Here is a 13,955-nt window from a genome sequence, read left to right on the forward strand (position 1 = left end):
ACTAGTTATCCGATCTGGAAAAAGCATTCTTCATCTGACTGCTCAATTCAAACAGAACCTTATCCAGGGTGTCTGCCGTCTTTTCTTTTAACATCTGTGCAATCTCCCGGTTTGCATCTTCCCGCAGGATCCGTCGTTCTTCCATATTCTCTGTCTGCTTTAAAGCTGCATCATATTTGTGCAGGATCGCATACGCATCCGACTGAACTGCCAGCTGATAACGCTCCACATGGACAATGGATTTTCCGTAGGAAGCATCGGTCATGGCTGCGATCAGGCGGCTGTTCCAATAAAAATTATCGGTAGAAACTTCTTTGGTCGTATTGGCAAGATACTCCGGTGTCTCCGAAACACCTGCATAAAACGGCACCAACACATTGAACGCATTCGAGGCAAAGGCCAGCCACTGAATCACCGCCGCATCCCCCGGCTGATCCGGACGCATCTGGATCACAGATACAAAGTCATTCCGGTTAATCCCAACCGCACGATATTTTCCCCGCTCAGAAAGATTTCCACTGTGCGTATACGGATCGTATGGCGTTCCCTGGTAATGGGTGGAAAGCACATATTTCACATCTTCCACGGTCAGTTTCTTCTCCGGGACCAGGCTCCACGGGATATCATCCGACTCTGGACCATATTCGGCATCTGCCCCATCCCAGGTAAAGGTATGTGGATTCAGGCAGCGCTCAATGTACCATGCGCGCGGCGTGTTATAAACGTGGTCGGAATCCGTGTGACTGCCAAATGCATCGCGCGGACAAAAGACACTTTCCTCATCCAGCCTCAGATCCAGATGATTTTTTGCAATAAACTCTCTCAAATCCGCAGAGCAGAGATGTTCTTTTTTTGCACCAAACGCATCTTCCAGGTCAAATTCATCCATGCCAAACTGGTTCGGCATCACTACATACCGGTCATCCGGAACCTTCTTCGCGATCCAGTGATGGCCGCCAATGGTTTCCAGCCACCAGATCTCATCCTGATCCTGGAATGCGATGCCATTCTTCTCATAGGTTCCGTAAGTCTCCAAAAGGCTTCCCAGACGAAGTACACCTTCCCGGGCACTGTTTATGTAAGGAAGTACCAGATAAACGATATCCTCCTCACCGATGCCGCCCGGCACTTCCTCTTTCCCGTCCTCCGCAGGCTGGTATTCCACCAGAGGATCTGCGCCAAGCACCCGGGGATTGGACGTGATGGTCTCAGTGGCAGTCATAGCCACGTTCTTTTCATTCACGCCGCTGGCTGCCCAGATTCCTTTTCCTTCCACTGCATTTGGAACCGCTGTAAACTGGTACGGATGCTCTGGAAGTTCCACTTCCACATGAGACAACACAGAACGGTAAGTCCGCTTCTGCTCCTCCGGATGAATGACTGCAAATTTTTTCGGGGTAAAATGACCGGATCCGGAATCATCGTTCCGGGCGATCATGGTAGAACCGTCGTAAGATGCATGTTTTCCTACAAGAATTGTTGTACAAGCCATGTTTGTATCCTCCTGATGTCAATTTTTCTATATAACAATCTTACCGCAGGATACAGAAAAAAACAATGAGAAAGACAGAACTTCTATTCCTTGCCCAACTGCTTCTTCAGATACCGCAGCTGTCCGCCGCAGGAAATCACCTCCAGCTCACTATCAGAAAGTTCCAGACGCGCCTTGAATGTCACACCCTTTGTATTGTCGCGCACTTCCACCTCTTTCGTCTGCATCTGCTCTAACAGTCCGTTGATTTCCAGTTCGTCTCCCTGCTCGATCTTGTCGTAATCTGCCGGATCCTCAAAGATCATCGGGATAATGCCATGATTGATCAAGTTGCCCTTGTGGATACGCGCAATGCTCTTTGCGATCACGGCACGTACGCCTAAGTACATCGGGTTGATGGCTGCGTGTTCGCGGGAAGATCCCTGACCATAGTTCTCGCCGCCGATGATGATGCTCTGTCCCATCTCTTTTGCCCTTGCCGCAAACTCCGGATCGTAGCGGTGATAACAGTACTGGCTCATAAGCGGAATATTAGAGCGCATGCTGGAGAATTCTGCGCTGGCCGGAGTAATATCGTCGGTCGTGATGTTGTCCACCGTCTTTAAGCTGACCGGAACGCACAGATGCTCGGCCGGCTGCTCCGGAACCGGAAGGAATTTGATGTTCGGCCCTTTTACCACTTCAACTTTCTTTGCCTCTTCCTCCGGAAGCGGTTTGATGATCATGGAATCATCGACCGGATAGACTTCCGGCTCATGAATCTCTGCCAGTTTTGCGACATCTTCGCCCAGAATATCTTCTGCGGTTGCAAAGGTTCCAAGAATGGCAGTTGCTGCCGCACTCTCCGGACTTACCAGATAAATCTCCGCAGTCGGGTTACCGGCGCGTCCCTTGAAGTTCCGGTTGGAGGTTCGCACAGCCACGCCCTTGGTAGCCGGTGACTGGCCGATTGCACAGCACGGGCCGCAGGCGGTCTCCAGGATCCGCACACCGGCATCGATCAGCATCTCCAGATATCCGTCACGCAGCAGCTGCTTATATACCTGTTTGGAAGAAACCGCGCAGGTGCAGCTCACATCCTCATTGACATGTCTGCCCCGTAATACCAGCGCAACTTTCGCGATATCGGAATAACTTGCATTCGTACAGCTTCCGATGAATACCTGCTGTACTTTTTTCTTCTCCGCATCCTTTAACGGCATCACATTATCTGGCTGATGCGGGCAAGCGATCAGCGGTTCCAGCTCATCCAGGTTGAGCTCCATCTCGCCATCGTATTCGGCATCTGCATCCGGAATCATCTCCACATACTGATCTTCCCGGCCCTGTGCCCTCATAAATTTGCGCACCTGCTCATCTGCTGGGAAAATGGAAGTGGTCGCACCCATCTCTGCGCCCATGTTCGTGATAGTCGCACGCTCTGCAACCTCCAAACCTGCAGCACCCTCTCCTACATACTCAAATACTTTTCCAAGGCCGCCCTTGATGCCAACCCGGCGAAGCATCTCCAGGATGATTTCCTTGGCATTGCAGCCCGGTTTTAGATGACCTTTCAAGTTTACTTTGATGATCTGCGGCATTTTCAGACGCATCGGAACACCGGTCATTGCCGTTGCCACGTCCATACCACCCACGCCGATGCACAGCATACCGATGGAACCGCCGTGCGGTGTGTGGCTGTCACCACCCATGCTCAGCTTGCCCGGAACACCAAATCTCGCTACATGTACCGCATGGCAGATTCCGTTGCCCGGTCTGGAAACATGCACACCATAACGCTTTGCCACAGACTGCAGATAAATGTGGTCATCCGGCGTCTTGTTATCCAGATATAACAGGTTGTGGTCCAGATAGCTCACGCTGGTCTCCACCTGCGTCCGGTCCAGACCAATGGCCTCAAACGCCAGATACGTCATCACCGCATTGATGTCGTGTGTCAAAGTCTGATCCACCTTTACATAGATCTCATCGCCCGGATTCATGGCAGACGGCTTTGCCAGATGACTCTCCAGGATTTTTCTTGTCAGATTCTTTCCCATGAAAAAAGTACCCTCCTTAAATGACTCTGGTTACTGTTCATACAACCGCAAACAGTAACTGATTCTCAACTTCTGAGCTCATTATAAGTGGGTACTGATTATAAGTAAAATTTCATTTTGCAAATGAAGCCCATAGCTTTTTCTTATGAGCCTGCATGGTCTCCCGTGCGATGTCCAGAAGTGCCTGTTCCACTTCCCCGATATAGCAGCCTTCCCGGTACAATACCATGACCGGCCACTGAACCGGTGTAACGGAAAGATGATAAACCTCCGCCTCCATGCCACCTTCCATCAGTTCCAGCGTAATCTCCGGAATGATTGCCACGCCAAGCCCCTGGGCTGCCAGGCGGTAGGACAACATATTGCTGTGCGATTCAAAGAAAATGTTTGGCTTCACTTCCGCATTGGCATACAAAACATCTACGCTCGAACGCAGTGCATGTCCTTTTTTCAAGGTAATAAGCGGCAGTTTTGCTGCTTCTTTCCAGTTAATGATCTTTTTTCCCCGGTCCAGAAAACAGGATTCGTTCATATATTCTTTTGCGGCAACCAGCACCAGCTCTTCCTGCGAAACTTCTACCTGAACGATATCTTTTAACGGGGTCCAATACGGCAAAAACACAAAATCCACATTGCCCGCTTTCAAGTCCGCGATCAGCTGGTTTCCAGGACCCGTAGAAACTTCTACATCAATGCCTGGATAGCGGTCCTTTAACGGTTTTAAAAGAAGCGGCAGCATGTACACGATCCGCTCACTCGGAAACCCGATCCGCAGACGCCCTGTCATATGATGGGTGATGTCCCTAAGTTCCCGGTTCATCTCTTCCATCTGCCCCAGGATTGCTTTGGCACGTTTTACATACTGTTCTCCCGCGTAAGTCAGTTTCAGCGGATTTGCAGACCGGTCAAACAGCTTCACGCCAAGGTCTTCCTCTACTTTACTGACATAATTGCTGAGCGCCGGCTGACTGATGAAAAGCTTCGCAGCGGCTTTTGTAAAACTTCCAGACTCCGCCACCTGGCGGACATAGGTAAATTGTCTTAATTCCATCGTTTCCTCCAACTACAAAACGGAGCTGCCTGTCCAGACAGCCCCATTTTGTTCTTACACTTACATAAGGAGTTTTATAGTAGCAGATAAGCCGTAAAACGGTGGGAATCTTATCTGTTTCTATCGTTTCATTCTTTCGTCTATTGTTTCTTCCGCCATCTGTATCAGATGAGGAATCCTTGCTGATTATTTGTTTCTGTTAAAGTTGATGAGACAGCCTGCCTTTACGATCTTGCGCTCGTTCTCTGTCATCGGCTGGATGTAGAGGTGAATTTCCTCTGCCTTGCCATTCTTGATCACATAAGCCGGAATGTCAGCCAGATCACCTTCTAATGCAGTGCGCACATTCGGAACATAGATGTAATCGTCTACCTCGAACATGGTCGGCTCGCCCTTTAAGTGGAACGGAAGCATACCCCAGTTCATGCAGTTGGAACGGTAACGCTTGGTTGCGTATTCCTGGGTAATGTTTGCAAGGGCACCCAGGACTCTCTGGCAGGAAGCGGCCTGCTCACGTGCAGAACCATCGCCAGGCTTGTTTGCATAAATGCTGGAACCAATCTCAACATCTTCTGCCTTTACCTGCTCCTGACCCGGAATGGTATTGACAACCTTCATCACCTCAGCGATCTCTGCATTTACCTTACCTGCAAGACGTTCCTTTTCCATAGCCTGGACTGCCTTCGCACGGCCTACGTACTCCGGATCACGTCTGGAGAGGGTGAACTCAGCCAGTCCAAGCGGATTGGAACGGTAGGAAGAAGTCTCACCAGACGGGATCAGCTCATCGGTGGTGGTTACTTCATCCAGGATCTTGGAAGAAACTTTCAGAAGGATATTGTCGGAAAGTGCCTCCATCTCCGGCCAGTCTTTGATGTTCGGACCAAAGCGCAGCTCGGAATCCTCTTCTGCCTTGTTGTAACCATTGTATACTCTCGCCTTGTACGCGCGATCCTCGTAGTTGTACTCCGGAATATCGCCCCAGCAATCCATGGTCTCAGCGGAAGTCAGCTTACCGCCATTTGCTGCAGTTGCTGCGATGGAACGTGCATCCATAAGGGCAACTGCGGACATCTGTCCGTTACCCGGCTTGGAGCCTTCGCGGTTCGGGAAGTTTCTGGTCGTATGACGGATGGAAAGTGCATTGTTAGCCGGGGTATCGCCTGCGCCGAAGCACGGTCCACAGAATGCGGAGCGGATGATCGCACCAGCATCCATCAAGTCAGCTAACAGACCCTTGCGGTCCAGATCGGTGTAAACCGGCTGGGAGGAAGGATATACAGATAAGTAGAACTCACCGTCTCCAATGTTCTTGCCCTTCAATGCATGTGCAGCCTCTACCACGTTGGTGTAGTTACCGCCAGCACAGCCAGCGATGATACCCTGCTGTACCTGAAGTTTACCATCTTTGGTAATTTTGTCAAGTAAGGTAAAATGTGCTCTGCCCTCTGCAACCTGCTCTGCAGCCTTCTCGGTCTCGCGCAGGATGTCTTCGAGGTTCTCATACAGGTAATCGATCTCGTAAGCATTGGACGGATGGAACGGAAGCGCGATCATCGGCTTGATGGTGCTTAAATCGATTTCAACACAGCCATCGTAATAAGCAACTGCTTCCGGATTCAGCTCCTTAAACTCATCCCCGCGGTGATGTTTCTCCAGGAATGCCTTGGTATCATCATCGGTTCTCCAAATAGAGGACAGGCAGGTGGTCTCGGTGGTCATAACATCCACACCGTTACGGTAGTCAGTTGTCATGGAAGAAACGCCAGGTCCAACGAACTCCATTACTTTATTCTTTACATAACCATTCTTGTAAACAGCGCCGCAGATGGCGAGTGCGATATCGTGCGGTCCTACGAACGGCTGTGGCTTCCCGGTTAAGTAAATTGCGATCACGCCCGGATAAGCAACATCGTAAGTCTGCTTCAACAGCTGCTTGGACAGCTCACCGCCGCCCTCACCGATGGCCATGGTACCCAGTGCACCATAACGGGTGTGGGAGTCAGAACCAAGGATCATCTTGCCGCCGCCTGCGAAACACTCACGCATGTACTGGTGGCATACTGCAATGTGCTGCGGAACAAAGAGACCACCATATTTCTTTGCTGCGGAAAGACCAAAGTAATGGTCATCATCGTTGATGGTACCGCCAACTGCACACAGAGAGTTGTGGCAGCAGGTTAAAACGTAAGGAAGCGGGAACTTCTCCATTCCTGACGCACGTGCAGTCTGGATGATCCCAACAAATGTGATATCGTGGGAAACCATAGCATCAAATTTGATCTGAAGCTTGTCCATGTTCTCAGACTGGTTATGTGCCTTCATGATGCCATACGCAATGGTACCTTTCTTTGCCTCTTCTTTTGCAACTGGCTTGCCGCTCATCTGCTCAACCTTTGCAGCCTCTGCCTCTGGAACCAGGGTCTCGCCGTTTACGAGATAAACACCGCCATCGTGTAACTTAACCATACGAACTCTCCTCCTGTAATGTGTGGTTTCTTAGTTTCAAGCCGGCTTTTCATGCTTTCTGTTTCAGCTCTCTTGCTGTTCGCTATCCTGCTTTTCACTATCTTGCTTCCAGCTTTCCTGCATCCGGCTTTTTCTTTCGATGGCTTTATTATGCACCTTTTCTCAGTATTTGTAAAATACTATATATAATATAAAAGCTATAGGTTTTTGCTATAGGTTTTGCTATAGTCTTATTTCTACTATGATGCTGTAGATTTTCTTCTTTGGTGCTGCAGGGCTTGATGACCAGTTATTGCAATGGCTGCTTTGTTCCTGCTTCATCCTGCTGCAGCCAATACTTCAAATCCCGCAATTTCATCAGCGCATCCCGCCTTCCAATCTCATATACCTGCTGCAGTTTTTCCGGGCTTCGTTCCAGACGGCCAATCTCCAACGGCTTATCCGGCCGCAGCACAAAAATCTCACCAGCCTTCTCCAACTGTTCGATCTGCTCCACCGTTTCATTGTAACGCTCATGACGATGAGACAGCGCTTCCACAAAAGCCGGATATTTCCGGTAACGGATTTTTGCCATAGCCAGCTGCTCTGGTTCCTTCCGGTAGCCCTTCGGTCTGGTCAGGATCACCACATTTTTGGAAAATCCCATCTTCCGAAACTCCATGAGCGGAATGCTGTCCGTGCAGCCACCGTCCAGAAGCTTCATTCCATCATACTCCACCAATCTGGAAACGTATGGAAGCGATGCCGAAGCCCGGATCACATCGATCTGTCCCTTCATATCCGTAATACGGATATACTCCGGCTGCCCCGTCTCCACATTGCTACATACTGCGTAAAACTCCGTTTTCGACCGGTTAAATGCATCATAATCGTAAAGATCCAGCTTTTCCGGCAGATCATGATAGCAGAACTGAACCTCCGCAATATCTCCGGTCTTTATAAGATTTTTCATGCTGATAAACCGGTTATCACGGATATATTTTTTGTAATAGCGGATGTTTCGCCCTTTCTGTCCGGACACAAAGCTGGAGCCATGGATTGCCCCGGCTGAAACACCGATGACTCCGTCAAAAGAAATCCCGTGGTCCATAAAGACATCCAGGATTCCATCCGTATACATGCCGCGCATGCCACCGCCTTCCAGGACCAGTCCTGTTTTTATCATATCGTCATTACGGTTGCTGCTCATAACTTCTCACTCCATTCTTTTGCCGCTGCCATGCGGGTCTCATACTGCCTGTAAAAGTCCCGGCTGGTGTCATAAGGAAGCAGATAAAACTGCTGTAAAATGTACATGCTGATGGACCTGGCCAGGGCTTCCCGGTCGGTCTCTGAAGCTGTTTCTGATGTTTTGGGTGCTGCTTCCGTGGTCTCTCTCTGCTTCGGTCCGGCACCTGTATCCGGCAGCAGGCGTTCCCGCAGCTTTTTTAGAAACGCGTGCCAGTCCACAATAAACGCATCATATCGTTCCATATCCGGGGTATCCATCCATTTTCGGATTTTTACCTTTGTACGGTTCTGCTTTTCGCACTCGTGCGTCTGCAAAATATAGTGGAATCCATCTTCCTCATAATACCGGCCAAGCGGAAACAGCCGGCAGATTCCCGGACGGTGCGGATGAATGCTGCAGCGGCCTTCCCCATTTAAAAACGTACACTGCTCCGAATCCCCAGCCAGTTTTAAGTTCGGCAGGATAATTCCATCCACTACATTCAGCTCCAGATGCCCCGCTAAAAGCTGCTGCAAAGACACACCAAGACCTCCCGTCAGCCGCCAGACATCATACGGATCCAGCACGATCGTATTGCCCATGCCGCGGCAGCAGGAAGAACAACCAGCACAGTCATTACATCCCAGCTTTGCCATATCATTTAATGTGTATAATCTTCCATCTGAAATTTCTTCCAGACTCACTTCTCTCAGCACTCCTAATTCCTCCCGCTCTATGCTTCTTTGCTTCCTATTCTACCTGGGTATGGCTAATTACTAATTTGACGATTCCAGTAATTCCCAGTATTTCTCCACCAGGATTCCCTTGTACTCATCCAGGTGTTCCTGATTTTCCCGGATCAATGCAGTCAGTACACGCACTGCCTCCCGCACTGCAGTCTCCAAACTTTTCCCATTTAACAGTTTTCCCGTCATAACCGTAGAAAAAATATCCCCGCTTCCAGCAACACGCACCGGAAGATACATAAACGACACACGGAAATACTGGTTCAGCCTGTGATCATAACCGCAGACCAGATGCTCTCCCGTCTCCGAGTCCTGCGCACTGGTAATCACCACGGACTTTCCAGAAAGTCGGTGAAGTCCATTCATCAGTTCCTGCAATTCTCCCGCCGTGGCAGTCTCCCGTCCCGGACAAATTCCTGTCAAGAAACCAGCTTCCGTCATGTTCGGAACCATCACATCCGAATAGCTGACCAGCTTTCGCATGGCAGCCACACGCTCCATGCCAATCCCATTATACAACTTTCCGCCATCTGCCATAATCGGATCCACCATCACCAGACGTTCCTTCGGCTTCCTACTTTTGATATAATCCCCGATCAGTTCTACCTGCTCCTCAGAAAGTACAAAACCAGTACAGATACAATCCGGATCAAACCCAAGCTCGTCCCACACCTTGATCGTATCCCGCATATAATCCGTCATATCCTGAATACGGAACTTTCCAAAATCCAATGTGTTGGAGACCACTGCAGTTGGTACCTGATATGGGAAATGACCCATACGGGAAAAAAGCGGCACCATAGCCGCAAGTGCCACCTTTCCATAACCGGGAAGATCATTGAAAAGGACAATGCGTTTGGGGTGATGATTCAACTCACTCCGAAACTGCCTTGTCTTTTCTGCCTGTTCTCTGACTCCTGCTGTCTTATTGTCCATCTATATGTGTTCCTCTCTGCGGATTTTCTCCAGTAACCCGGTGCATCCCGCCATAACATCCTCAAATGTCGCATCAAAATCACCCGTATACCACGGATCCGCCACATCGCGCCCGCTTCCCGCAAACGTCAAAAGCTTATAAATCTTCTGGTCTTTATCTGTGCCACCTGCAATCCGTGTCATATTTCGGATATTCGCCGTGTCCATACCGATCAGATAATTGTAATACCGGTAATCCTCCGCCGTCATCTGACGCGCATGGTGCGGGATTAACGGGATGTGTTTCTGACGCAATTTCTCCACCGTGCCGTAATGCGGCGGATTGCCGATTTCTTCGCGGCTGGTAGCCGCGGAATCGATCTCGAACTGATCGGCGAGACCGGACTGGGTGACGAGGTGGGTGAAAAGGCTCTGGGCCATTGTGGAGCGGCAGATGTTGCCGTGGCAGATGAATAGGACTTTTATCATTGTATTTTTCCTCCTGAAATGCTTCGTTTTGCCCTATTTTACGCACTTTTTTGGATTTCTTCAAGAGTTACAGTTTTCCGGAAACTGTAGTGAAAGTGGCAAAATACGGCAGTTCGAGACCAAGTGTAATAGTCTGTAGTAGTCAATTGGTAGTCAGTTTAGGGGGGGTGCAGACTACCGAGGTTTTTGAACCTTTTAACGATTATAAAGATAGAGGGTGCAGTTTTTTATAAGTTGATATGTAAAAATATTATTCCCTTATGACACCAGAAATAATTTCCTCTAATTCTGGATACGATACGATAGGAAATGCTATTTTTTTATATCTTGAAATCAGTACCTTATTCATACACATGTATGGTATTACTTTATATTCTGCATAATCTGCGCACCCAAGTTGCTGAATAACCTGAGCAGCATTCTCTTGTAAGTCCTGTATGGAAGAGAATATAGAAAACAGCGTAGTATTTGTAGTACACATTATCATCATGGACGAACTTCAAAAACTTTTTCATCTGGTCCTTGGTTATTGCCTGCCTGGTATGTTCGGTATTTACAATAACTCCCGCCAACTCCTAATATTGCATTTTTATTATCACCTTTTCGTCTTTTCTCATAAGCATTTCTTATCTCATCTTCAGCACCTTCAAAATCTTCTTCCATTGTCTTTCCTCTTTCTTTATTACAACTGATCGTATTTTTCCGCTTTTCCTTTTGCCTTCTCTACCGGATACTTCGTCTCATTCTGAGTCATTTTCATATTCACAATCTCATCTGCATCAAGACCGAGTTTATCCAGCAGATTCTGACTGTACACCATTACGTCAGCCAGTTCCTCTTTGACATGCTGTAAATCATATTTCTCATCCGACCACTGAAAACACTCTAATAATTCTGCTGCTTCAATAACGATTGATTTTGCCAGATTTGCCGGTGAATGAAACTGATCCCAGTCCCGGTCTTCTGTAAATTTCCGGATTCTTTCTATCGTCTCCTGTTTCATAAATACTCCTCTTCTTTTGCTGCAGAAAGCAGCGCTGCCCGAAGCTCCGGATCACATGCATATATGTACATTCCATTTACTCCACGTGTCATGAGAACTCTCACTTCGTGCTGAATCAGGGTTTCACCAAATTTCTGTTTTGTTCCATCCGATAAAGTCCTGTTTCGAACTGCCTTTTCATTATGGCTGGCCGATGGATCAAATACAATCTTTCCATTTCTGTATTTTACGGAAGGTCCAAGAATTACTCCCGCATAATTTAAGTCAAATCCCTGAATCGTAAAAGTAGATCCCACTTCATTAATTGTCTGTGGCTGTTCTGCCCATGCTAATCCTTTTATACTTTGTTTTTCTTTTCTGGAAAGCCCGGTCTCCAGTTCCCTGTTCCATGGTTTGTGCCATTTTCCTATAAACACTTCCCAATATTTCATCATGCGATCTTCCGGCTTGTGATTCTTACTATATTCCCAATCATATGTTGCTATAACTCTTGATAATGCGGAATCATTCTCACTTGCCCTCTTTTTAATTTCCAGATCAAGCAATTCCGGTTTATCAAAAACTAAGATACTATATCCACCCGGCGTATTTGGTATCTTCTTTAATACTTGTTTTTTGGTAAACGAATCAATCCAATCCATGGTTTTTGCATCTACCTGCATACGCAGTTGTTTATCCAATACCATATAATTGTGCGCCATTTTCGCCTGTTTTCGGTATCGTTCCAGAGTCTGCGCTTCCCAAAACTGCTCTGTTGTAAGAATTTGATTTTCATCAAACATTACAACGGTCACTCGTGCCCTGTCAATAATATCCTTCAGCTGATTTTCTCCCCTGTATGATTGTTTGCCCTGAGTAAGCAGCAAGTGCGCTTCATCAATAAATGCTACATCTACCGGATCGTCCGCTGAATGATTATTAATAAACGTGGTAGGTTTACTAATAATGTTCCCATACTTTTCCGTCAAGCCCAGTTTTTCTGCAATTTGCTCATACACCGTGATCTGCTCGTCATGATTCACTAACAAATAGCAGTTCAATTCTTTATGATTTTCTTCTGCCTGGCAATACAGCTCGTAAAATGTACTGCTGTTAAGAACCGTCTTTCCTGTACCAGCTTCCCCATCAATAAATATCAGTTGTCTGGTTTCACCATTTTCAAGTGCTTTTACCACTTTTTCGATAATTAATTCCCGCGCCTTTTCCTGCTCTTTTGTCAGTTTATGCAGTGGTGACGCCTTATAAATTGCCGAATCCTTTATTGAACTTTCTGTTGGAAACAAGTCCTTATTTTCCTTGTGCAGACCTCTCCATATTTTACCAAATATCTCATCCAGTTCTTCCATTGGATAGTAACTTGTCTGTGGATTGCCACGCAGATTATGTACCTGCTTCACACGTTCTACGCTCATCATATAATGCATCAGGCGATTCTCTACATCAAGTGTTAATGATTTATTAAAATGCTCATGTCCAATGATAAATAAACTGGCATCTTTCCCGATGAGTTTACTCTGCCATCTCGATTTATCTGAAGCTGCATCATAATGCTGACGGGTCCTTTTAAATATGTCATTTGATTCCCCAACATATACTTCAAAATCACCGGATTTCTGCCAATTATGAATATACACCGTTGGAAAATCCCGGATAATTTCCTGCGTTTTCTCGTTTTCTTCTGCCAACGCTACGTTTTCAAAGAAATCCAAAGAATCCCGGCTATCTCTAATTTGCCGAATGACCGGCCTGGCTACAACACTATGATTCATTTGCTTTTCCTCTCCCAGATTATCATCTTTTACAATATTCCATAAAATCTAATAGGACACTTACGTCTCCGGCCACAGCTTCCCCTCTTTATAATGCTTCCTGCAAAGTGCCACATAGCTTTCATTGGAACCAATCATAATCTGCGCACCTTCCCTTACGATTTTTCCATTTGCATATCTGGTATTGCACTGGGCACGTCTTCCACACCAGCAGACCGTCGGGACTTCCTCAATCACATCTGCAATCTCCATAAGACGCCGGGAACCCGGAAACAGATGGTTTAAAAAGTCTGTCCGCAGACCATAGCAGAGAACCGGAATTCCATAAAAATCAACGAGATCTGACAGGATATCGACTTCCCCCTCGGAAAGGAATTGCGCCTCATCCACCAGAACTGCATCCACTTTTTTCCCATGATACAAATGTTCCTCATGTTCCGGTTTCCAGTTTTCTGAAATTTCTTTTATAAAATCATCCACATATTCGGCCGGAGCAGAAAGACCCATACGGGATTTGATCTCACGCTCCCCATCTCTGTTGTCAGTCCTTGATTTTAGCAGCACGGCATATTGACCGCGCTCTTCATAATTGTAACGTACCATCAGGATGTTGGCAGATTTTGAGCTGCCCATCGCTCCGTATCGGAAATATAATTTTGGCATTTTTATCGTTTCTCCATCATTTATTTTCGTTTCTGGGATTGTCATATCCGTTCATTCCTGTGCTGCACGATCACAGAAAGTTCAGAAACTTGTGTTCTTTTTCATAAAC

12 protein-coding genes are annotated in these 13,955 nt (G+C 47.3%); all 12 read right to left on the minus strand.

The annotated features are described in order from the left end of the window. Position 1: 1 nt before the first annotated feature. The 12 genes from DWZ40_RS10795 to DWZ40_RS10850 all read right to left on the minus strand — a co-directional run bounded on the left by DWZ40_RS10795 (position 2) and on the right by DWZ40_RS10850 (position 13,846). Positions 2-1,492: a C69 family dipeptidase gene (locus DWZ40_RS10795; protein ID WP_118543052.1), complete on the minus strand. Its 1,491-nt coding sequence runs from the start codon at positions 1,490-1,492 to the stop codon at positions 2-4. A gap of 83 nt (positions 1,493-1,575) precedes the next feature. After that, positions 1,576-3,531, minus strand: coding sequence for an aconitate hydratase (locus DWZ40_RS10800; protein ID WP_118543053.1), 1,956 nt, complete (start codon positions 3,529-3,531; stop codon positions 1,576-1,578). A gap of 112 nt (positions 3,532-3,643) precedes the next feature. Continuing rightward, positions 3,644-4,582 carry a LysR family transcriptional regulator gene (locus tag DWZ40_RS10805; RefSeq protein WP_118543054.1) on the minus strand — a complete coding sequence of 313 codons (939 nt, stop codon included), beginning with the start codon at positions 4,580-4,582 and terminating at the stop codon, positions 3,644-3,646. A 186-nt stretch (positions 4,583-4,768) separates the two neighbouring features. Beyond that, a complete protein-coding gene (locus DWZ40_RS10810) occupies positions 4,769-7,051 on the minus strand; it encodes a hydratase (RefSeq protein ID WP_118543055.1) in 2,283 nt (760 codons plus the stop codon). Positions 7,052-7,340: 289 nt separating this feature from the next. After that, positions 7,341-8,240, minus strand: coding sequence for a patatin family protein (locus DWZ40_RS10815; protein WP_347560072.1), 900 nt, complete (start codon positions 8,238-8,240; stop codon positions 7,341-7,343). Then, complete coding sequence (locus DWZ40_RS10820) at positions 8,237-8,977, minus strand: YkgJ family cysteine cluster protein (RefSeq protein WP_118543056.1); 741 nt, start codon at positions 8,975-8,977, stop codon at positions 8,237-8,239. Before DWZ40_RS10820 ends, DWZ40_RS10815 begins: the two co-directional genes overlap by 4 nt. Positions 8,978-9,037: 60 nt before the next feature. After that, positions 9,038-9,943, minus strand: a complete 906-nt coding sequence (locus tag DWZ40_RS10825) for a PfkB family carbohydrate kinase (RefSeq protein WP_118543057.1) — start codon at positions 9,941-9,943, stop codon at positions 9,038-9,040. Further along, positions 9,944-10,411, minus strand: coding sequence for a low molecular weight protein-tyrosine-phosphatase (locus tag DWZ40_RS10830; RefSeq protein WP_118543058.1), 468 nt, complete (start codon positions 10,409-10,411; stop codon positions 9,944-9,946). 486 nt (positions 10,412-10,897) lie between these two features. Continuing rightward, on the minus strand, positions 10,898-11,074 hold the full coding sequence (locus DWZ40_RS10835; RefSeq protein ID WP_182430438.1) for a hypothetical protein: 177 nt from the start codon (positions 11,072-11,074) through the stop codon (positions 10,898-10,900). A gap of 19 nt (positions 11,075-11,093) precedes the next feature. Then, positions 11,094-11,414 (minus strand): nucleotide pyrophosphohydrolase, encoded by a 321-nt coding sequence (locus tag DWZ40_RS10840; protein WP_118543059.1) that lies wholly within the window; start codon positions 11,412-11,414, stop codon positions 11,094-11,096. After that, positions 11,411-13,183, minus strand: a complete 1,773-nt coding sequence (locus tag DWZ40_RS10845; protein WP_118543060.1) for a DUF2075 domain-containing protein — start codon at positions 13,181-13,183, stop codon at positions 11,411-11,413. Before DWZ40_RS10845 ends, DWZ40_RS10840 begins: the two co-directional genes overlap by 4 nt. A 60-nt stretch (positions 13,184-13,243) precedes the next feature. After that, positions 13,244-13,846 carry a thymidine kinase gene (locus DWZ40_RS10850; protein WP_118543061.1) on the minus strand — a complete coding sequence of 201 codons (603 nt, stop codon included), beginning with the start codon at positions 13,844-13,846 and terminating at the stop codon, positions 13,244-13,246. Positions 13,847-13,955: the final 109 nt, after the last annotated feature.

Origin of the sequence: Clostridium sp. AF32-12BH (assembly GCF_003477935.1) — a bacterium.
Taxonomy (GTDB): Bacteria; Bacillota; Clostridia; order Lachnospirales; family Lachnospiraceae; genus Brotaphodocola.

What these genes read in the sequence shown, in the direction of transcription:
- DWZ40_RS10830 (WP_118543058.1), bottom strand. Translation starts at nt 10,411, where the DNA reads ATGATAAAAGTCCTATTCATCTGCCACGGCAACATCTGCCGCTCCACA.
- DWZ40_RS10810 (WP_118543055.1), bottom strand. Translation starts at nt 7,051, where the DNA reads ATGGTTAAGTTACACGATGGCGGTGTTTATCTCGTAAACGGCGAGACC.
- DWZ40_RS10825 (WP_118543057.1), bottom strand. Translation starts at nt 9,943, where the DNA reads ATGGACAATAAGACAGCAGGAGTCAGAGAACAGGCAGAAAAGACAAGG.
- DWZ40_RS10835 (WP_182430438.1), bottom strand. Translation starts at nt 11,074, where the DNA reads ATGGAAGAAGATTTTGAAGGTGCTGAAGATGAGATAAGAAATGCTTAT.
- DWZ40_RS10840 (WP_118543059.1), bottom strand. Translation starts at nt 11,414, where the DNA reads ATGAAACAGGAGACGATAGAAAGAATCCGGAAATTTACAGAAGACCGG.
- DWZ40_RS10815 (WP_347560072.1), bottom strand. Translation starts at nt 8,240, where the DNA reads ATGAGCAGCAACCGTAATGACGATATGATAAAAACAGGACTGGTCCTG.
- DWZ40_RS10795 (WP_118543052.1), bottom strand. Translation starts at nt 1,492, where the DNA reads ATGGCTTGTACAACAATTCTTGTAGGAAAACATGCATCTTACGACGGT.
- DWZ40_RS10850 (WP_118543061.1), bottom strand. Translation starts at nt 13,846, where the DNA reads ATGCCAAAATTATATTTCCGATACGGAGCGATGGGCAGCTCAAAATCT.
- DWZ40_RS10800 (WP_118543053.1), bottom strand. Translation starts at nt 3,531, where the DNA reads ATGGGAAAGAATCTGACAAGAAAAATCCTGGAGAGTCATCTGGCAAAG.
- DWZ40_RS10845 (WP_118543060.1), bottom strand. Translation starts at nt 13,183, where the DNA reads ATGAATCATAGTGTTGTAGCCAGGCCGGTCATTCGGCAAATTAGAGAT.
- DWZ40_RS10805 (WP_118543054.1), bottom strand. Translation starts at nt 4,582, where the DNA reads ATGGAATTAAGACAATTTACCTATGTCCGCCAGGTGGCGGAGTCTGGA.